At 62.0% G+C, this 20046-nt stretch carries 18 protein-coding genes and 1 pseudogene; 11 read left to right on the top strand and 8 right to left on the bottom strand.

Annotated elements, in window-relative coordinates; all coding sequences use genetic code 11:
• Window positions 1-36 precede the first annotated feature (36 nt).
• On the top strand, window positions 37-1035 hold the full coding sequence (locus tag EPO09_RS07715; protein ID WP_290641827.1) for a DMT family transporter: 999 nt from the start codon (window positions 37-39) through the stop codon (window positions 1033-1035).
• On the opposite strand, the gene ybiB is transcribed toward EPO09_RS07715, so the two are convergent.
• From ybiB to nirB, 5 genes are all read right to left on the bottom strand, one after another.
• The gene (gene ybiB, locus EPO09_RS07710; RefSeq protein ID WP_290641825.1) at window positions 1011-1967 is read right to left on the bottom strand and encodes a DNA-binding protein YbiB; all 957 of its coding nucleotides are present in this window, start codon (window positions 1965-1967) and stop codon (window positions 1011-1013) included. The two genes, EPO09_RS07715 and ybiB, sit on opposite strands and share 25 nt — an antisense overlap.
• A 63-nt stretch (window positions 1968-2030) precedes the next feature.
• Window positions 2031-4892, bottom strand: a complete 2862-nt coding sequence (locus tag EPO09_RS07705) for a nitrate reductase (RefSeq protein ID WP_290641823.1) — start codon at window positions 4890-4892, stop codon at window positions 2031-2033.
• Between the two features lie 4 nt (window positions 4893-4896).
• Window positions 4897-5253: a nitrite reductase small subunit NirD gene (gene nirD, locus EPO09_RS07700; RefSeq protein ID WP_290641821.1), complete on the bottom strand. Its 357-nt coding sequence runs from the start codon at window positions 5251-5253 to the stop codon at window positions 4897-4899.
• A 138-nt stretch (window positions 5254-5391) separates the two neighbouring features.
• The gene (locus tag EPO09_RS07695; protein WP_290641819.1) at window positions 5392-6168 is read right to left on the bottom strand and encodes a type IV pili methyl-accepting chemotaxis transducer N-terminal domain-containing protein; all 777 of its coding nucleotides are present in this window, start codon (window positions 6166-6168) and stop codon (window positions 5392-5394) included.
• Between the two features lie 51 nt (window positions 6169-6219).
• The gene (nirB, locus tag EPO09_RS07690; protein ID WP_290641818.1) at window positions 6220-8652 is read right to left on the bottom strand and encodes a nitrite reductase large subunit NirB; all 2433 of its coding nucleotides are present in this window, start codon (window positions 8650-8652) and stop codon (window positions 6220-6222) included.
• Window positions 8653-8860: 208 nt separating this feature from the next.
• On the opposite strand from nirB, the gene EPO09_RS07685 reads away from it, so the two are divergent.
• Window positions 8861-10597: a bifunctional protein-serine/threonine kinase/phosphatase gene (locus tag EPO09_RS07685; RefSeq protein WP_290641816.1), complete on the top strand. Its 1737-nt coding sequence runs from the start codon at window positions 8861-8863 to the stop codon at window positions 10595-10597.
• 169 nt (window positions 10598-10766) lie between these two features.
• On the opposite strand, the gene EPO09_RS07680 is transcribed toward EPO09_RS07685, so the two are convergent.
• Window positions 10767-12026, bottom strand: a complete 1260-nt coding sequence (locus EPO09_RS07680; protein ID WP_290641814.1) for a nitrate/nitrite transporter — start codon at window positions 12024-12026, stop codon at window positions 10767-10769.
• A 244-nt stretch (window positions 12027-12270) separates the two neighbouring features.
• Here EPO09_RS07680 and dcd point away from each other — a divergent pair, with 244 nt between their 5' ends.
• The 4 genes from dcd to EPO09_RS07660 all read left to right on the top strand — a co-directional run bounded on the left by dcd (window position 12271) and on the right by EPO09_RS07660 (window position 15127).
• Window positions 12271-12840 carry a dCTP deaminase gene (dcd, locus tag EPO09_RS07675; protein ID WP_290641812.1) on the top strand — a complete coding sequence of 190 codons (570 nt, stop codon included), beginning with the start codon at window positions 12271-12273 and terminating at the stop codon, window positions 12838-12840.
• Between the two features lie 298 nt (window positions 12841-13138).
• Window positions 13139-13534: an iron chaperone gene (locus tag EPO09_RS07670; protein ID WP_290641811.1), complete on the top strand. Its 396-nt coding sequence runs from the start codon at window positions 13139-13141 to the stop codon at window positions 13532-13534.
• 47 nt (window positions 13535-13581) lie between these two features.
• Window positions 13582-14448, top strand: coding sequence for a 3',5'-nucleoside bisphosphate phosphatase (locus tag EPO09_RS07665; RefSeq protein WP_290641809.1), 867 nt, complete (start codon window positions 13582-13584; stop codon window positions 14446-14448).
• Between the two features lie 46 nt (window positions 14449-14494).
• The gene (locus tag EPO09_RS07660) at window positions 14495-15127 is read left to right on the top strand and encodes an L-threonylcarbamoyladenylate synthase (RefSeq protein ID WP_290641807.1); all 633 of its coding nucleotides are present in this window, start codon (window positions 14495-14497) and stop codon (window positions 15125-15127) included.
• Here the strand turns inward: EPO09_RS07660 and EPO09_RS07655 are convergent.
• Both EPO09_RS07655 and plsY read right to left on the bottom strand, forming a co-directional pair.
• Window positions 15082-15519, bottom strand: a complete 438-nt coding sequence (locus tag EPO09_RS07655) for a glutaredoxin domain-containing protein (RefSeq protein WP_290641805.1) — start codon at window positions 15517-15519, stop codon at window positions 15082-15084. The genes EPO09_RS07660 and EPO09_RS07655 overlap by 46 nt on opposite strands.
• Before the next feature lie 13 nt (window positions 15520-15532).
• Window positions 15533-16174, bottom strand: coding sequence for a glycerol-3-phosphate 1-O-acyltransferase PlsY (gene plsY / locus EPO09_RS07650; RefSeq protein WP_290641803.1), 642 nt, complete (start codon window positions 16172-16174; stop codon window positions 15533-15535).
• 162 nt (window positions 16175-16336) lie between these two features.
• Between plsY and EPO09_RS07645 the strand changes: the two genes are divergently transcribed.
• From EPO09_RS07645 to EPO09_RS07625, 5 genes and pseudogenes are all read left to right on the top strand, one after another.
• Entirely contained in the window at window positions 16337-17080 is a 744-nt protein-coding gene (locus EPO09_RS07645) for a hypothetical protein (protein ID WP_290641801.1), read from the top strand.
• A 51-nt stretch (window positions 17081-17131) separates the two neighbouring features.
• Entirely contained in the window at window positions 17132-18226 is a 1095-nt protein-coding gene (locus tag EPO09_RS07640) for an AI-2E family transporter (RefSeq protein WP_290641799.1), read from the top strand.
• Between the two features lie 15 nt (window positions 18227-18241).
• The gene (locus tag EPO09_RS07635) at window positions 18242-19012 is read left to right on the top strand and encodes a DnaA/Hda family protein (RefSeq protein WP_290641836.1); all 771 of its coding nucleotides are present in this window, start codon (window positions 18242-18244) and stop codon (window positions 19010-19012) included.
• A complete protein-coding gene (locus EPO09_RS07630) occupies window positions 19009-19677 on the top strand; it encodes an HAD family phosphatase (RefSeq protein ID WP_290641797.1) in 669 nt (222 codons plus the stop codon). Before EPO09_RS07635 ends, EPO09_RS07630 begins: the two co-directional genes overlap by 4 nt.
• Window positions 19674-20046: pseudogene (locus EPO09_RS07625) on the top strand (polynucleotide adenylyltransferase PcnB); the annotation flags it as partial. The gene EPO09_RS07630 and the pseudogene EPO09_RS07625, both read left to right, overlap by 4 nt.

Genomic DNA, 20046 nt, shown 5'->3' with positions numbered 1-20046 from the left:
ATCACGCGCCTGCGTCGAATGCGCTATGGTGCCCGCATGATTTCGCTGACCACCGACCAGGGATCATCCCGGGCTCAAGGACTTGTTTTTGCCATCTGCGGGGCTGTGGCCTTTTCCGGCAAGGCCATTGTCGCCAAGCTGATGTACAGGCTGGGGGCCGATCCCTTTGCCGTCGTGGGCATGCGCATGCTGATGGCTTTTCCCATGTTCCTGCTCATGGCCTGGTGGGCAGGGCGGCAACAGCGCGCCGAGCGTGGCAGCGATGCAGATCTGTCAAGCAAACAACTCTGGCAGATCGTGGGCTTGGGCTTCACCGGCTATTACCTGGCCAGCACGCTGGACTTCATGGGCTTGAAGTACATCAGCGCCAGCCTGGAGCGGGCGATCCTGTATCTGAACCCGACCATCGTGCTCTTGCTGTCTGCGGTGTTTCTCCGCCAATCGGTGAGATGGGTTCAGGTGGTCGCGATGTTGTTGTCCTATTCCGGCGTCGTGCTGGTCTGGTTGCACGATTGGGATGCGGCGGCGCTGATCGCCCACCACGGTGGCGGGTTGGATGCCCGGCACGCGATCACACTGGGCAGTGTGCTGGTGTTTTTCAGTGCGGTGTCGTATGCGGTGTACCTGATGGGCAGTGGCCAGTTGGTGCAGCGTCTGGGTTCCATGCGGTTGGTGGGCATGGCTTCCTGTGCAGCGTGCTTCATGGCCTTGCTGCAGTGGTTGGTGGTTTACCTGGTGAGCCATGGCGAGCAGGGCGGTCTGATGCAACTCCCCTGGCAGGCCTGGGCGCTGTCTCTTGTGAACGCCACGCTGTGCACCGTGCTGCCAGTGTGGCTGGTGATGCGTGGGGTGCAGTTGGTTGGTGCATCCATGGCATCCCAGGCCGGCATGGTCGGGCCCCTGTCCACCATCTGGATGGCCGCCTGGTGGCTGGGTGAGCCCGTAACCTGGCGCCTGATGGTGGGCACAGCCGTGGTTCTGGCCGGTATCGTGATTCTGGCTCGTGCCAGTCAGGCCCCGCGCGCCAAGGCCTGAACCAGGGCATTGGCTTGCGCCTGAATGGCTGCCGGTATCGCTTGTCGGCCAGCTTGGACGGCTTCGATGTACGCGGCCGTGTCTGCCGCGCTGTGGCTGGTGGGGAGTTCTGGCAGCGACGTGAGCACGCCTTCTTCCGGCGTCAGGCACAAGTCGTTGACGCGAACACCACGCAGGTACACGTCGCATTTGGGCTGGCGGCGGGCATCCGCCACGGGCTCGCCTTCTGTGCCGCGCATCAGCATGGCGGTGGCCTGGATGTGCTGGATGAACTCCGCCATGGCGATCGCGTATTCCGGATGCGTATGGTTGACCACGCGGATGCTCTTCACGCCTGAGCTTGGGTTGGCCGCAAACGGATCGAGTAGCTTGGCAACCGAGTGCGCAGGGGTACGCAAACCGATGGTCCAACGCACGGCCAGGAGTCGGTCCATGGGGGGGCACAGGTCTGCGATGTCCATGAACGCGGCCTGTCCGGCTTGCCACGCAGCATGCAGTGCAGCGGCGTCTTTCACGATGGGCAGGCCGGCTGCCTCGAATACCTGCGCTGTGGTCACGCGGCCAGGATCCTTCGATGGACCGTGGACCAACACGCTGAGGCCTTGCCTGGCCAGTTCAACGGCGAGCAAGGCCGTCAGGTTGGGCAACTTTCGCGCGCCGTTGTAGGACGGCAGCACCACGATGCCTTTGGACGCGGCTTGCGCGGCCATCGACAGGTCCATGCAACGCGCGTGACTGGCCTGAACGAAGCCATCCAGCTCTTCGGTCGATTCGCTTTTGATGCGCATGGCCAGGCAAAAGGCGCCGATTTCGAGATCGGTGACTTTGTGGTCCAGCACCTGCTCGAACAGGTCACGGGACTCGTCCACGCCAAGGGACCGGGCGCCTTCCTTGCCTCTGCCAATGATCTTGATGTATGCCGCGATGCTCATGATGCTGTGTCCACGTCTTGAGGCTTGATTATCCTTTGAGACGTGGACGCGAGCGCGGCGGTGTCAAGTAGCCGAGGCCGTGGCCGGGTGCAGCTTGACGAGTTGGCGCAGCGCTGGGATGCACGAACCACAGTTGGTGCCGCATTTGAGCGCGCCTTGCAGTTGCTGCAGTCGGGCGTCGGTATTGCCTTGGCAGGTACCCAGCGTGGCGATGATGGCGGGCTCGGTCACGTTGAAGCAGGTGCAAACCTGCTTGCCCTTTGACTCGATGGCCACAGGCGGGGTGGCACCGGGCGACAGCAAAGCGCGTCCGTAGGCATCAGCCACCAACTCATCTTGCAGCAGAGGACGAATCCAGGCTTCAGCGCTGATATCGCCAGCCAGGACGAAGGCAGCCAGCTTGAGCCCTTCCTCGCTGCGTTCCATGCGCATGGCCCGGCGTTGACCTCGGTGCTTGTCCTGATAGCGCAGCACGTCCACACCTTCAACGCCCATCAACGCCTCGATGCGGGCGATGACCTCCGTGCTGGCTGCCTCCATGCTTGCGGCACGGAACAGCACGCCAACCTTGCCCTTCTCATGAGGCTCACGACCAAAGGGCACGCAACTGGTGAAAGCGAAGGCGGCCATCAGGGGCTTGAGCGCTTCCCGTACAGCCAGCGCTTCGGCCTCCGGCAACCATGCTACGGCCAGCAAGCGCCATGGCAGCTTGGCTGGTGTGATCTTGATCGCGGCATGCTTGAGTTCTGGCTGCTTGGACTTGGGACAGAAGGCCGGGACAGTCAGCGCGTTCACGCCGCTCACAGCTTGCCCTTGGTTGTCCAGGCCACTGAGGTATTCCTCTCCCCAGTGCATGGCGATGAAGGCCTGCATGGGGGCGATGGTGTCGCTGGGCTGCGCCGGGATCACCATCTGACCACGGCGTGACGCCACCTGAACCAGATCGCCGGCTTGCAGGCCCATGCGGGCCATGTCGGCGGGATGCAGATCCACGGCGGGTTCGCTGACATGGCCGAACAGGCGCCCCAAGGTGCCTGTGCGGCTCATGCCGTGCCATTGATCGCGCAGGCGGCCCGTGTTGAGGCTGAAAGGGTAGCGTTGATCGCGTTGCTCACTCACTGGCTCGTAGCGGCAGGCAGCGAATCGCGCTTTGCCATCTTCTGTCGGGAAGATGCCATCGGCATACAGTCGGGCTTGCCCTGTGCTGGCACCTTCTGGCATGGGCCACTGTTGAGGCCCTACGTTTTCCAGGAGGGGGTAGCTCAGGCCGGTGATGTCCAGGTCACGGCCGCGTGTGGATTCGCGGTGCTCGTTCCAGATTGCTTCAGGCGCGTCATAGGGGAAGAGCGTGTCTACACCTGGCAGGTAATGCGCCGTGCGCTGGGTCAGGCGCTTTTCCAGCCTGCGTCCGAAATCGGACAGGATGGCCCAATCGTGGCGTGCTTCGCCTGATGGCTGCACGGCAGCCTTGACGCGGCTGATGCGGCGTTCGCTGTTGGTGACGGTGCCATCCTTTTCACCCCAGGTGGTCGCAGGCAGCAGGATGTCGGCGAAGGCGCAGGTGGCCGTGGTGCCAAAGGCTTCTTGCACCACCACGAACTCGGCTTTGGCTAGGGCCTTGCGCACAGTGGCCTGGTCAGGCAGGGATTGAGCGGGGTTGGTGCAGGCGATCCACAGTGCCTTGATCTCACCCCTTGCTGCCGCTTCGAACATCTCGACCGCGGTCTTGCCCGGCTGAGAAGGCACTTCATCCACACCCCACAGGGCTGCCACTTCAGCGCGGTGCGCAGGGTTGGCCAGGTCGCGGTGGGCGCTCAAGAGGTTGGACATGCCCCCGACCTCGCGCCCACCCATGGCATTGGGCTGGCCCGTGAGCGAGAAGGGGCCCGCGCCAGGGATGCCGATTTGCCCGGTGGCCAGATGCAGGTTGATCAGGGCCGCGTTCTTGTCGGTGCCGCTGCTGCTCTGGTTAAGCCCCTGGCAGTAAAGCGACAAGGTGGGTGTCTGCTCCCCGAACCAGCGTGCGGCCTGGATGAGGTCTGCCACAGGGATACCGCAGGTGCTCGCCACCACGTCGGGTGTGAAGTCCTGAACGATGGCTTGCAGCGCATCAAATCCCTGTGTGTGCTTGTTCACATAGGCCATGTCGATCAGGCCATCGGCCATCAGCACATGGAGCATGCCGTGGAACAGCGCCACATCGGTACCTGGCAAGATCTGCAGGAAGAGATCCGCCATGTCGGCGGTTTCCGTGCGGCGAGGGTCCGCCACGATCAGCTTCATGGCCGGATTGGCGCGACGGGCCTCTTCAATGCGGCGAAACAGAATGGGGTGGGCATATGCCGTGTTAGCGCCCACGATGAACAAGGTCTGCGCGTGATTGAAGTCTTCGTAGCAGGCTGGTGGGGCATCGCTGCCCAGTGTGGTCTTGTATCCGGCCACGGCACTGCTCATGCACAGGCGTGAGTTGGTGTCCACGTTGTTGGTGCCGACCAGGCCCTTGGCCAGCTTGTTGAGAACGTAGTAGTCCTCTGTCAGCAGTTGGCCGGATCCATAAAAGCCAACAGCATCAGGGCCGTGCTGGCGGATGATGGCAGCAAACTTGTCTGCGGCTTCTTCAAGGGCGGTGTCCCAGGCGATGGGCGCTGGAGTTTGCCCACGTTGGTCGCGGCGCATGGGGGCCAGCAAACGGGTTTGCTGCGTGATCGTGTCGGCGGCGGTCAGATGCAGCGTGCTGCCTTTGGTGCACAGTTTGCCGAAGTTGGCGGGGTGCTTGGGGTCGCCTTGCACGCTGATGACGCGGCCTTGCCGGGACTCGATCAACACGCCGCAGCCGGTGCCGCAATAGGGGCAAGTGGCGCGTGTCGTTTGGGTGGCGGGGGCGTCAGTGGCCGCGTTGTGGATGGGGATCACGGAGTTGTTCACTGGATCACCCCGCTGCCTTGATGTCGTCGAGTGCGTGGCTGTTGAGTTCTGCCACGTCAAGGAAGACCTGCCCGTTTTCAACCTTCACGCTGAACTTGGGCGTGCAGCCTTCATCGGGAGCCTGGGCGCAGCCGTTTGCCAGCCCGATGGTCCAGTTGTGCAGAGGGCACGCCACGCTGTGGCCAAACACAATGCCTTGAGACAAGGGGCCGCCTTTGTGCGGGCAACGGTCGAGGAGCGCAAAGACCTGGTCATCGGCCGCACGGAATACCGCCACCTCGCAACCCTTGTTGCGCTGCACACGGCGAGCGCCCAGCTTGGGTATGTCTTCAACGTTGCAAACGGGCTTCCATTGGCTCATGGCTATTCTCGATTTGTTTGGTTTCTCAGCGGGTTGCGGTGACTAGATGGCCTGCCGCATTCCATTCAACAAAAGAGCGATGCGGTTCAAACCGCTTTGCCAGGCCCGATGCGCGACCACCGAACCTGGGCGAGGGTATCAGGACAGCTTGCTGTACAAGCCGGTTACCTTGTCCATGACTTGCAGGATGTTCTCGCTGCTGGTGAACACCTCGCTGGCGTGCTGGTTGCTACCACTTCGTTCACCGACCCTGGACAGGGCATTGTCAAAGAAGATCCATTGCTGGTGGGCCAGTTCCAGCTCCTGCCTGATGGCCGATGTGGCCTGCGGCGCAGCCATCAGTGTCTGAAGCGCCTGCGTGAATTCCAGTCGGGCGGCATTCAGCTCCTTGATCTGTTCAGGTACGGCGGCGCCCCAGCATTGGCTGAGGTAGAACTTGGCTGTTCGCTGCGATAACATCCGCTGACGCCCGGCCACATTCACCAGCTTGCCGACGGCTTTGCCCGAGTACTGCTCAAGTTGAACGGTGCCTTGATGGGCCAGTTTCAACACTTTGCCGTCCAGGCTCATCAGCACAGGCGCTGCGCTGCGATCTGGCGGAGCGCCAACCAACGCTGCCTTGTAATCACTCCAGATGGGATCCAGCGCCTTGTAGGTCGCTTCAATCTCAGGGGTGGGTGCGTAGGCTCTCAGTTCTACAAACTGGCGATCGAACCAGGCCATGGAGTCGAAGAGCACTTTCTCCGCGCGTTTGACATCAACGCCCTGACCAATGGCCAACCAGGCTTTGGCCATGCGTTGAGACAGCATGCGTTGCCTGCCGGCCTTGTTGATGGCCTCGTTCAGGCTGCTGATCTGCGCCCAAGCCTGCGGCAACAGTGCCATGCCTGCACCCAGAGTCAGGCTCTGCTTCATCCATTCACGACGATTCGTACTCGACTGCATACTGCCCGGCTATCTTGAGGATCACATGGAGAGGGGTTCGAACTGACGGGTATCGACCTTGGCCTTGTCGAATTCGAACCAGGGATCAGGCTCACCATCCAGTGAGAACTGCAGCTTGGCCCACAGCGATTTGCGGTAGGCATGGTCCTCCAGAATCTTGCGCTTCACATGGTCCAGGCCAACCCGGTTGACGTAGTGGCACGTGCGCTCCAGATACCAGCCTTCTTCGCGGTACAACTGCATGAAGGCGCCGGTGTATTCCAACACTTCTTCGGCGGTCTTGAGTTTGGTGAGGAAGTGGGCGACTTCTGTTTTGATGCCGCCGTTGCCAGCGATGTACATCTCCCAGCCGGAGTCCACACCGATGATGCCGACGTCCTTGATGCCGGCTTCGGCGCAGTTGCGGGGGCAGCCAGATACGGCAAACTTGACCTTGTGCGGGGCATACATGCGCCACATGGCGCGTTCCAGGTCCTTGCCCATCTGCGTGCTGTCTTGCGTGCCGAAGCGGCACCACTCACTGCCCACGCAGGTCTTGACTGTGCGCAGGGCCTTGGCATAGGCATGGCCACAAGGCATGCCGATGTCTTTCCACACATTGACCAGGTCTTCCTTCTTCACGCCCAGCAGGTCGATGCGTTGGCCGCCCGTGACCTTCACGGTGGGGATCTGGTACTTGTCAACTGCGTCTGCGATGCGGCGCAGTTCGTTGGCCGTGGTCTCGCCGGCCCACATGCGCGGCACGACAGAGTAGGTGCCGTCCTTCTGGATGTTGGCGTGGCTGCGCTCGTTGATCAGGCGGCTTTGTGGATCATCCTGCGCTTCCTTGGGCCAGGTGCTGATCAGGTAGTAGTTCACGGCCGGGCGGCAGGTAGCGCAACCGTTTGGTGTGCGCCAGCCTTTGGCCTTGTACACGCCATCAATGGTCAGCAGTTTTTCCTCGCGGATGGCATCTCGGGCATCCTGATGGCTCAGATCGGTACAGCCACAAATGGCCTTCTTCTTGGGCGTGGCTGAATAATCACCGCCTGCCGTGAACATGATCAACTGTTCGACCAGGCCCGTGCAAGAACCACAAGACGCGCTGGCCTTGGTGTGCTTGCGCACTTCATCCACCGTGAACAGGCCTTTTTCCTTGATGGCCTTGCAGACGGCGCCCTTGGTCACGCCATTGCAACCACAGACCTCGTCGGTGTCGGCCATCGCAGCAGCCTTGCTGTGGCCTTCATGGCCGACGTCGCCGATGTTGGATTCGCCAAACATCAGCTTGTCGCGCTTGTCGTTGATGCATGTGCCTTCGCGGATCAGCTTGAAGTAGTAGCTGCCATCGACTGTGTCGCCATACATGCACGCGCCGACCAGTTTGTTGCCCCTGAGCACCAGTTTCTTGTAGACGCCACCAAATGGGTCGGACAGCACGATCTCTTCCGTGCCTTCGCCACCCATGAAGTCACCTGCCGAGAACAGATCAATGCCCGTGACCTTGAGCTTGGTCGAGGTTTGCGAGCCCGTGTAGCGGCCAATGCCAAACAAGGCCAGATGGTTTGCACACACCTTGCCTTGCTCGAACAAGGGCGCAACCAGGCCATAAGCGATCCCGCGGTGTGCGGCACATTCACCTACGGAGTACACACGCGGATCCGTGACGGTCTGCATGGTGTCCGTGACGACGATGCCGCGATGGCAGTGGATGCCGATTTTCTCGGCCAGTTCGGTATTGGGGCGGATGCCGGCTGCCATCACCACCAGATCGGCCGCAACCTCGGTGCCATCCTTGAACTTGACGGATTTGACGCGCCCATCTTCACCGCCAACGAGCTCTTGGGTCTGCGCACCAATGCGGAACTTCAGGCCGCGCTCTTCGAGCGAGCGTTGCAGCAATTTGCCGGAGACTTCATCGAGCTGGCGCTCCATCAGCCAGGGCGCGATGTGCACCACAGTGACCTCCATGCCGCGCAGCATCAGCCCGTTGGCAGCTTCAAGCCCCAGCAGCCCCCCGCCGATCACGACCGCATGCTTGTGCGTCCTGGCCGTCTCGATCATGTAGTTGGTGTCGGCGATGTCGCGGTAGGCAATCACGCCTTTCAAATCCTTGCCGGGAACAGGCAGGACGAAAGGGTTGGAGCCTGTGGCCAGTAGCAGGCGGTCGTATTCGGCTTCGGTGCCGTCTTCGGCCGTCACGACGCGGCGGGTACGGTCTACGCTGACGACCTTCTTGTTGACATGCAGCTTGATCCCGTGTTCGGCATACCAGTCCAGTGGGTTGAGAATGATCTCTTCCAGTGTTTGCTCGCCAGCCAGGACGGGTGACAGCAAGATGCGGTTGTAATTGGGATGGGGCTCCGCGCCGAAGACGGTGATCTCATACAGATCTGGTGCAACTTTCAGCAGTTCTTCAAGCGTGCGGACACCGGCCATGCCGTTGCCCACCATCACCAGTTTCATCTTCTTCATGCGAATGCTCCGTCAGCGGGAATCGAAATTTTGTGCCTTTCACTCAGCAATAAGCGGGCCAGCACGGTTCAGGGGCGCACCAAAGTGATCGCCTGCCGTGCGCGTGCGCTCGCACCGATTGCGGGCGCAGAACTTGCGTCCCTTCTGCAGGCAAATCAAAGGGCGCACGCAAACAGTGCGAATGCCCGCAAAGAACTGAAGGACATGGATGAGCTTTGATCTCGATGTGGGCTACGCGAGCCTGCGAGGCCCTCGATCGGTGCTGGAAGACCATGCCGGCGTAGGGCAGCCGGCGCCCCATGAGGAGGCGTGGGGCGTGATCGCGGCCCTGGCTGACGGCGTGTCAGCGGGAGGGTTGGGTTGGGAGGCTGCGCAGACCACGGTGGAGGCACTGCTGCGCGACTACTACGCCACGCCACCCACCTGGGACACAACCGTGGCGCTGGACCGCCTGATTGCTGCGCAAAACGCCTGGCTGGCTGACCATAACCGCAGGCGGCAGGCCGTGAAGGATCCTGAGGGCCGAGGCACCGCCGGTATGACCACGCTGACGGCCATCGTGCTTCGAGGGCATGGCTACACCCTGGCCCACGTGGGCGACACCCGTGCGTACCTGCTGCGTGCGGGGCAGTGCACGCCCTTGACGCAAGACCACACCTTGGGGCCTTTCGAGTTCCAGAATGGCCTGACCCGCGCCATCGGGCTGGACGACGCCTTGCGCGTGGACTATCTGGAGGGCGATGTTCAGATCGGCGATACCTTCGTGCTGACCAGCGATGGCGTGCATGGCGTGCTCAAGCATGCTGTGCTGCAAAGCCTGGCCGGGCAGGGCAGTGCGCAGGAGGCCAGCGACGCCTTGGTGGCCAAGGCTGTGGCCAGCAACGGTCGAGATAACGCCACGGCTTTGGTCATCCGCGTGAAGGGGCTCGCGGCAGCTCGACTGGAAGACGCTGAGCGCCAGGCGCGGCAGCGCCCCGTGCCGAACAAGTTGCAGGTTGGCGATTTGATCGATGGCATGCGCGTGGAGGCTTGTGTTTTCGCCAATGGTGTGCACAGGCTCTACAAGGTTCGCCGCGAGGACAACGGCACCGTGCTGGCACTCAAGACCTTGCATGAAGCACGCGCCAGTGATCCGGAGGAGCGCGCCATGCTCGCGCACGAGGCCTGGCTGGGCGCGCGTGTGACTGAGCGTGACGCACGCGGCCTGGTGCGCGTGCATGAACTACCGGGCGCCACCAGCTTTTATGCCCTGTTCGATTGGCACGATGGCCAGACGCTGGGTGACATGCAGCAGGCGCAGCAGCGATTCTCCGTCACAGAGGTTGTCGACGCCGCTGCCAATGTGGTGCGTGCATTGGGGCGCTTGCACCAGTTCGGTGTCATTCACCGCGACATCAAGCCCGACAACATCCACCTGGGTGATGATGGGCAATGGCGTCTGCTTGATCTGGGTGTGGCCCTGTCAGGCAAGGAGCCCGAAAGCGTGCGCATCTTGCATGCCGGCACCCCCAGCTACATGAACCCAGAACAGTGGGAGGACGACCCTGAGCTTGCGCGTGTCACGGCGCAGAGCGATCTGTTTGCGCTGGGCGTGACCCTGTACCAGTGGTTGACCGGTCGCTTGCCTTACGGCGAGATCGAACCCTATCAGGTGGCGCGCTACCGGCGTGATCCCCGGGCGCCTTCCCGCTTGCGCCCCGATGTGCCGATCTGGCTGGATCACGTTGTGATGAAGGCAGTGGCTCGTGATCGGCGGCAGCGCTTTGAAACAGCCGAAGAGTTGCTGCTGGCGCTGGAGCGTGGCGCATCACGGCCGCTGTCTGCGCCTTTGTCAACGCCGCTGCTGGCCCGCGATCCCGCAGCGATGTGGAAGATCGCGCTGGCCGTTTCGGTGTTGTGCAACTTCTTGCTGGCCTATTGGCTGCTCTTCTTGCCTCATGGCTGACACGCTGGACCATAAAAAAAGCCCTGGCATGACGAGATGTCACCAGGGCTGCTGACCAGGGATACGGTCAGATCAACGCCAACCTTTTGGGCTGGCGGTTTGATTGAAAATGGTCTTGTCGATCTGGCGAGACATGGGGCGCGCGATGGCGGCGCCCCTTTTGCCGGGCTCAACGGGCGGCTGTTGCGGTCTTGCCGTAAGCGCCGGGTGCAGCAGTGTGCGAGCGGGCGCGGCCGCCTTTTTCCGCCCAGGTGCGTGTCCAGCGAACCTGCATGACGCGCATCATCAGCAGTGACAGCACGGCCAGCACGGCGATGGTCACGAAGCCCCAGAGGTAAGTGCCACCGTATTGCTTGGACAGGCCCATGGCGTTGGGAACCAGGCCGCCGCCCAGCGCGCCGATCTCGCCGATCATGGAGCCGGCGATGGCCGTCGTGGTGGGCCAACGCAGTGGCACCAACTGGAACACCGCGCCGTTGCCGGTACCCAGTGCTGCGAAGCACAGCATCATCAGCAGCGTGGTGGCGGTCAGCGATTCAGAAGCCAGGCCGCACAAGACCAGGGAAATGGCCACCGTGATGATCACGACGGTCAGTGTGTTGACGCCGCCCCAGCGATCGGAGATCCAGCCACCGAAGATGCGCAGCGCCGCAGCCATGAAAGCGGCCAGCATGGTCAGCTGACCGGCTTGCACCTTGCTGACGTGGAACTGATCGTAGTAGTAGCTGGGCAGGAAGGAGGTCAGGCCGATGAAGCCGCCGAACGTCACGCCATAGATGAGGCTGAAGGCCCAGCCGTCTTTTTCGAACAGGCAGGCAACGTGCTCGCGGAAGGTGCTGTGGGCATCGCGGTCAGGCGGTTCCTTGGCAAACACGATCATCACGATCATGGGCAGGCAGATGGCGATCGCCGCCAGGCCATACACAGTCTGCCAACCGAACTTCATGGCCAGTGGTGGCGCAACCAGCACGGATACGGCTGTACCGACATTGCCTGCGCCCACCAGGCCCATGGCCAGGCCCTTGTGCTTGGGGGGGAACCAGCCGGATCCCAGCGACAGCGCCACGCCGAAACTGGCGCCGGCAATGCCCAGCAGCACACCCATGGCCAGCAAGTCATTGAAGGTGTGCACGAAGAAGTAGCCAAACAACATCGCCACCGCGATCATGACCATCTCGACCAGCGTAGCGGGTTTGCGCCCCACGTACTGAGCCAGGATGCCCAGCGGGAAGCGCATGAAGGCCCCCGCAAAAATGGGTACCGACAACATCAGCCCCCTCTGGGCAGCGGTCAGCTTCAGGTCTTCCGTGATGAACGGTGCCATGGCGCCGTTAAGGACCCAGATGCAGCAGGAGAACGAAAAGTAGAGGAATGCGGCGAACAGGGTTGGCCCATGTCCGGCCTTGAGAAAGGTCTTGAAGGATGTCATGTAGTACCTCAGCGATTGGCTGGTGTCATGTGTGCACCGGCTCATGTGCTGGGTAAGCGAAATTCATGCCAGCATGCGCAGGGGGTGTGCACACGCACAATGCGGTCCAATCTGGTGCTTGCCCGGCCTTGGTGCGCGCAGCGCATCGATCTGCATCAACGCCTTTGCATAGGGGGGAGGCTGTCCGAAACGACGCGTGCGACATCAAGCACAATCACGCCTGTCACACAGGAGCATTCATCTCATGAGCATCAAGTCAGATCGCTGGATCCGCCGCATGGCCGAAGAGCACGGCATGATCGAACCCTTCGAGCCCGGCCAGGTTCGCGCGGCAGCCGATGGCCAGAAAATCGTGAGCTATGGCACGAGCAGTTATGGCTACGACATCCGCTGCGCCCCGGAATTCAAGGTCTTCACGAATATCCACTCCACGGTGGTCGATCCCAAGAATTTCGACGAGAAGAGTTTTGTCGATATCAACAGCGATGTCTGCATCATTCCGCCCAACAGTTTTGCGCTGGCCCGTACCGTCGAGTATTTCCGTATCCCTCGCAATGTGCTGACCATTTGCCTGGGGAAAAGCACCTACGCGCGCTGCGGCATCATCGTCAACGTGACGCCCTTCGAGCCCGAATGGGAAGGCTACGTCACCCTCGAATTCAGCAACACCACGCCGCTGCCCGCGAAGATTTATGCAGGCGAAGGTTGCGCACAGGTGCTGTTCTTCGAGAGTGACGAAGTATGTGAGACCAGCTACCGTGATCGAGGTGGCAAATATCAGGGCCAAACGGGCGTGACCCTGCCTAAGACCTGAGTCAGACCCGCCGATAACAGATGTATCCACCATTTTGGTGGGGCGGCTGTTCATTACGGTCTGTTACAATCTGGGCAGAAACATCGAGCGCAATACAAACGCCTGTCAGGGCGGCGCGTCCGGTACGTGATCCCACTGAAACGGATCTGTCAAAAGACAGTCATCCCTGCCAGAAGTACAAAAGCAGAAGGTGGTCATGAAAAAGGGCTGTGCATTCACACGGAGGCCTTGAGGCTTCAGGGAGGGGGTGTCGAATGTGCATTGGTGTCGTTGTAGTAAATTTTTTGGGCCTACCCCCATGCGCCGACCACTTCAGTCCCCCGCGTTGATCAACGCGTTTTATGACAGTCTCCGGCCCGAGCAGCGCGATACCGCTCAGGCCATGCATAAAGCCATTCTGGCCGCCGCGCCACACCTGCGTCCGGAAGTGAAATGGGGCAATCTGTGCTTCATGAACGATGGCGACAACGTCATGGCCATCGTGCTGCACAAGATGCACGCTCACCTTCAGGTCTTCAATGGCGTGATGCTGGTGGGCGAATTCCCCGAACTGGATGGCGCAGGCAAAGGGATGCGACACATCAAGGTGCGCTATCGCCAACCGGTGAACGAGCAACTTGTGCGTGAGTTGACGCTGGCTTGCCTGCAGGCATGGGGTGCATCGCAGATGCGTTCCGGCCCTCGGTGGGGTTAATTGCGGTATCACTGCCAACAAAGTGTGAGCTTGATAGCATCACTGCCATGCATTTGATGAACGCCGTGAACGCCGATCTGCACTGTCATTCCAACGTCTCTGACGGGACTTTGTCTCCGGAGGATGTGGCCGATCGTGCCCATCGAAATGGCGTCGAGTTGTGGGCCTTGACGGATCACGACGAGATCGGTGGACAGCAACGCGCCAGGCAGGCGGCAGCAGCTTTGGGCATGTCCTATCTGCCGGGCGTGGAAATCTCCGTGACCTTCGCTGGCAGGACCGTGCACATCGTGGGTTTGGGCTTTGATCCCCAGGATCCGGCCATGGTGCAGGGGCTTGCTGATACACGAGGTGGGCGCGAGCGTCGCGCCCGCGACATGGCGGCCAGCCTGGCCGCCGCTGGCATTCCTGGCGCCTTCGATGGCGCCTTGAAATACGTTGGCAACCCCGACTTGATTTCCCGGACGCACTTTGCGCGTTATCTGGTCGAGATCGGTGTCTGCGGCGATCCGCACGAGGTGTTCAAGCGCTACCTGACCGAAGGCAAGCCGGGCTTTGTCGAGCACCGCTGGGCCAGCCTGTCGGATGCCGTGTCCTGGGTTGTGGGCGCTGGTGGCGTGGCCGTGATCGCCCACCCTGGCCGCTATGACTTCACACCCAATGAAGAGTTCGTCTTGTTCACCGAATTCAAGGCCTTGGGTGGGCAGGGTGTGGAGGTCGTGACTGGCAGCCACACCGTGGCCGAGTATGGCAAGTACGCCGACATGGCCCAGGAGTTCGATTTGTTGGCCTCTCGTGGCTCGGATTTCCACGATCCGGCCGAAAGCCACACCGATCTGGGCACCTTGCCGGATCTGCCGGGGCGTGTCACGCCAGTGTGGGAAGCCTTGGCCAGTCGCGTGTTGCATCCATAAGGAAAAGCCCTTGCAGATGCTTGCGGGCGCTGTAGGCTAGAGGGCTATGGCCCAACTTTTTGAAGTTCACCCCGAACAACCTCAGGTCCGACTGCTCAAGCAGGCAGTGGACATCCTGCATCGCGGCGGTGTTGTCGCCTTGCCGACCGACTCTAGTTACGCGTTGGTCTGCCATCTGGACGACAAGGCTGCCGTGGATGAGTTGCGCCGCATCCGTGGTGTCGATGAGCGCCATCACCTCAGCTTGCTGTGCCGGGATCTGTCCGAGCTGGCCAACTATGCGCGGGTGGACAACCGGCAATATCGCCTGTTGAAGCTGGCCACGCCAGGGCCGTTCACCTTCATCCTGGAGGCGACCAAGGAAGTGCCCAGGCGTGTGTCACACCCGTCCCGCCGCACCATTGGCTTGCGCGTGCCGGATCACAAGGTGACGCAGGCTGTGCTGGAGCTGATGGGCCAACCTCTTCTGGCCACCACCTTGATCCTGCCGGATCACGAAGAGCCGCTCAACGACGCCAGCGAGATTCGCGAGGCCCTGCAAAAGCGCATCAAGGCGGTGGTCGATGCAGGTGCGTGTCAGATGGAGCCCACGACGATCATTGATCTCAGCCAAGGCGAGGCCCAGGTGATCCGTCAGGGGCGGGGCGACGTGTCAGCTTTGGGGCTGGACGCAGCTTGATGGCCTGAACCGGCGGGTGCCGGTGCGATCACCGCTTCGGCAATCCAGTTGGGATCAAAGCCCAGGTACCAGTGGCCGCCTACGCGCACGATTGGCGTCCCTGGCGCACCTTGCGCTTCGAAGGTGGCCTTGCAGCTGGCGTCGCGTTCTACATCGCACTCATCCCAGGTGATGCCGTGCGTGCGCAGCCAGAATTTGGCGTCCACGCAGAAGGTGCAGGTTTGCGTCGTGTAGAGCGTGATGCGCTGTTGGCCCAGGCCGGCTTTGATGCGGTCTGCTGTACGGGTGTCTTGCCACCAGTTGAAGGCCTTGGAGCCGCCCACGATCAGCACCAGCAGCAAGGCCAGAGACCAGAGCGATCTGGTGTTGGCGGGGCTGCTGCGCTTGTTCATGTTCTCGTGGTGCTTATGGCGCGCTGGGCGGCGCGGCCTTCTGGCCCAGCTTGCTTTCCTGGCCGGCCAGCAACTTGCGGATATTGGCCTCATGGCGCCAGATCAGCAGCGCGCTCATCACGACCACGCCAAAGGTCATGGCTCTAGGGCTCCAGCCTTGCGCCTGCAGTTGAATAAGAGGCGCTGCCAGTGATGCCGTCAAGGCGGCCAGCGAGGAATAGCGGAATACCACAGCCATGGCCAGCCACACCAGCAGCACCATGCCGCCCAGTGCAGGCGAAAAGCCCAGCAACACGCCAGCTGCGGTGGCCACACCTTTGCCACCCTCGAACTTGAAGAAGACGGGCCACAGGTGACCAAGGAAGGCGCCCAGGCCAACTGCGGTCACGGTGAGGTTATCCAGTCCCATGTGCTGGGCAATGAGCACCGGGATGTAGCCTTTGAGGGCGTCAAAAAGCAGCGTCAGGATGGCGGCTGCCTTGTTGCCCGAGCGCAGCACATTGGTGGCGCCGGGGTTGCCCGAGCCATAGCTGCGCGGATCGGCCAGACCAAAAAAGCGGCTGACGATGACTGCAAACGACAGGGAGCCAATCAGGTAGGCGATGACGGCGCCGATGGCGGTAAGCAGGCGAGGGTCGAGGCTGGAGAGGTTCATGCTTTACGTTGGTGAGTCATCTCGTAACAGGGCGCAAGTGTAGTGGCAAGGTGACGCTGGTTCGCCCGCCGGGGTTTGTCCCATGATCAGAGGCGATATCCTTTGCGGACAATCCGCGCATCTCGTTTGCTTCCCGTTAACCGCTGGCAGGCCACCTCTTCCATGATCACTTACGAAAACCCCAAACTCTGGCAGCGCACCTGGGTTCTGGCCATGGTGCTGGGTGGTGGTGTGGGCGTGGCAGCGTGGTGGTGGCAGACGCATGCGGCCCAGATGGCCGAGGCCCCGCCTGACGCGAGGGCGGTGCCTCCCGTCAAAGCTGAGGCCCCCAAGGGCGCTGCACGGGTTGATTCGGCCTTGCTGGCGCCGCCCAGGATCATGGAAGACGGGCGCCCGTCTGATTTCACACCTGAAGACTGGGCTGCGCTGAAGGAGGCGATGTCCAAGACCGCCAATCCGCGCAGCGAGCTGGAGCGGGTGGTGAAGTACCTGCGCTTCCAGAAGGGCTTCGAGCAGTGGCAGAGCCTGCAGGACAGCCCGGACGTGAGCACGCGTCACCAATTGGCCAGGCGCTTGCTGGAACAAATCCCGGATCGACTGAAGCAAGCTGAGTTGACCATGGGTGAGGCGCTCATGCTGGAGGCCGCCTTGTGGGCCGATCTCGAGCCCAACGAAGAACTGCGCAAGCAGAAGGTGGAGCAGGCGCAAACCGCCTTGAACGCTGCTGCGCCCCAGCCAGACGCCGAGCAGCAGACACGTGATGCGGGGCTGTTGAAGGAATACAAGCGCCGCGAGGCCGCCATCCTGGCTGATTTTCAGGCCAAACCCGAGAGCCAGCGCGACCAGATCAAACTGGAGCAAGCCCTGGAGGCGGCGCGGGTGTCGGTTTACGGCCGCAAGAATTGATCTGCGTTGTGACGTCAAGGAGACGGGGAGGTCTATAAAATCCCCCCGTCCATGACCCAAGCGCCTGCCCACCCCCTCAAACCGATCTGGAGCCTGCTCGCTGCAGCTGCCTTGACTGGCGTGCTGTGGTGGCATGCCGCTGTGCTGGCGCCTTTTGTCATCAGTCTGGTGCTGGCCTATGCGCTGCATCCGGCGGTGGACAAACTGGTTGGCTGGCGTGTGCCCAGGGCGGTGGCCGTGGCGATTTGCCTGGTCTTGCTGGCGCTGGTCGTGGCCACGCTGCTCGTTTTGCTGGTGCCCATCGTGTCGCAACTGGTGCCGGCCTTGCGCGATCAGTTGCCGGATCTGCTGGTGGCGATCTGGGGCAAGGTGGCGCCGCTGCTGAGCCAATGGGGCGTCAAGCTGCCAACTACTGTGGACGCGCTCAAGGCCGAGTTGGTCAAGCTGCTTCAAAGCCATGCGGCGCAGTGGAGCAGCACGCTCTGGACATCTCTCCTCATCGGTGGCAGCAGCCTGATGACGCTGGCCGGCCTGGCCTTGCTGGTGCCCATGCTGGCGTTCTACTGGCTGCTGGATTGGGCGTCTTTAACGGGCCGATTCCGCGGTCTCTTGCCTGGCCGCTGGCGCCCCCTGGCCCATGACATCATGGCCGAGTGCGACGAGTTGATGGGCCAATACCTGCGTGGCCAGGCCTTGGTCATGTTGATCCTGGCGGCTTATTACAGCGTTGGACTGAGCCTGTTTGGCTTCAATCTGGCGTTGCCGATCGGGGTGTTCACCGGCCTGGCCATTTGCATTCCTTACCTTGGCTACGGACTGGGCCTGGTGCTAGCCTCGCTGGCCGGCTTGCTGCAGTTCGGTGTGGGCAACGCTGAGGCCACATCGCCTGTGGTGGCCATCGCGGTGGTCTATGGCCTGGGGCAGGTGATCGAAAGCTTCTTCCTGACGCCACGCCTGGTTGGTGAACGCATCGGCCTGCATCCTCTGGGTGTGATCCTGGCCCTGATGCTGTTTGGCCGTTGGATGGGGCTGTGGGGCGTGATTGTGGCCTTGCCCATGGCAGCCTTTCTGACCTTGCTGGGCCGCCGATTGCTGCGTGCCTACCAGGCCAGCGACTTTTTCCTGGCCCAGAATGCTTGTGAGTAGGGCCGCGACGTGACGATGTTCGATACCGTGGCCGAGCGCCCGGCTCCACGCACCTCGATGCGCCAGATCCCGCTGGACCTGGGGCCCGCTGTCATGCAGGGCCTGGATGATTTCGTCGTGGGTGGCAACGAGGCGCTCATGGCCTGGCTGCGTGCCTGGCCGCATGTGGATGGCACCGTGTCGCCCGCCTACATCTGGGGCCCGTCTGGCGCAGGCAAGACACATTTGCTGCGCGCCATGGTCGAGCGGGCCTTGTCGATGGGCTTTGGCGCGATCTGGCTGAATGCGCAAACTTGCCAGATGTGGGACGCACCCGATCCCATGATGCCCACGCTGGCTGTGATCGACGAATGCGAACGCCTGGGCGAAGACCATCAGCACCTGGCCTTCAACCTCTTCATCGAATCGGCCAGTTCGCTGGCGGCGCAGGCCAGCGGCCAGCTTGACGAGCGCGGCAGCGGGCCTTTGCTCATTCTGGCGGCGGGCAGCGTGCCAGCCATTGATCTGCCTGTGCGCGATGACCTGCGCACCCGGCTTGGCTGGGGTCTGACCTTTGCCTTGAGCCTGCTGGACGAAGGTGGCCTGCGCGCCGCCTTGCACCATGAGGCCGCTCGCCGTGGCATTGCGCTGGATGAGGGCGTGGTGAGCTACCTGCTCACGCGCTACAGCCGTGACCTGGGCTTTTTGATGAGCCTGCTGGACCGGCTTGACCGCTTCGCACTGGCTGAAAAACGCGAGGTCACCGTGCCCCTGTTGAAACAAATGCTGGCCCTGGAGACCGCATGAACCTTTGTCTGTTTGATCTGGACCACACTTTGTTGCCGTTGGACTCCGATCACGAGTTCGGTGAATTTCTGATCCGCCAAGGGCTGGCTGACGCGGTCGAGTACCGCCAGCGCAACGACGGCTTCTACCAGCAGTACTGCAATGGCACCCTGGTGCTGGGCGAGTACATCCAGTTCACGACCAGCATCTGGCGCGAGATGGATGTGGCGGGCCAGCAGGCGCTGCAGCAGGCTTTCATGGACGAAGTCGTCTTCCCGGCGATGAAGCCGCAAGCCATCGAACTGGTCGAGCAGCACCGCGCCAAGGGCGATCTGATCGCCATCGTCACGGCCACCAACGAATTCGTGACGCGTCCCATCGCCGACGCCTTTGACGTGTCCGAACTGCTGGCAGTGAAGCTCGTCAGGGATAGTCAGGGGCGCGTGACCGGCGATATCGATGGCGTGCCGTCCTTCCGAGAGGGCAAAATCACACGTGTGGAACAATGGCTGGCTCAACAGGGTCGCCAGTTGACGGATTTCGATCGCGTCAGCTTCTACAGCGACTCCCCCAACGACCTGCCTTTGCTGGAACGCGCCAACGACCCGGTGGCCACCAACCCCAGCCCTGCGCTGGAAGCCGTCGCCCATGAACGTGGCTGGCGCATCCTTAGACTGTTTGCATGATCAAAAGCCTGATAGACAAGATCCTGGGTAAAGCCCCGGCCAAGCGCGCAGGCGCCTCAGGAGGCAAAAGCGCCAAGGCGCCCCGCATCCCCACCGGCAAGCGCGTGGACGTGCCCGCCAGCGAGCACGGCATCGACCCGGCGCTCGTGGATGACCGTGCCCGCAAGGTCGTCGAAACCCTGCAGGACGCCGGTTACGAAGCCTATATCGTCGGCGGAGCCGTGCGCGACCTGATCCTCGGGCACCGCCCCAAGGACTTCGACGTGGCCACCAATGCCACGCCCGAGCAGGTCAAGGGCCTGTTCCGCCGCGCTTTCATCATCGGACGGCGCTTCCGCATCGTTCACGTGGTGTACGGCCGAGGCCGTG

The organism is Aquabacterium sp. (genome assembly GCF_004297345.1).
Lineage (GTDB): Bacteria > Pseudomonadota > Gammaproteobacteria > Burkholderiales > Burkholderiaceae_C > Aquabacterium.
This window is presented reverse-complemented; position numbering and strand designations above follow the sequence as displayed.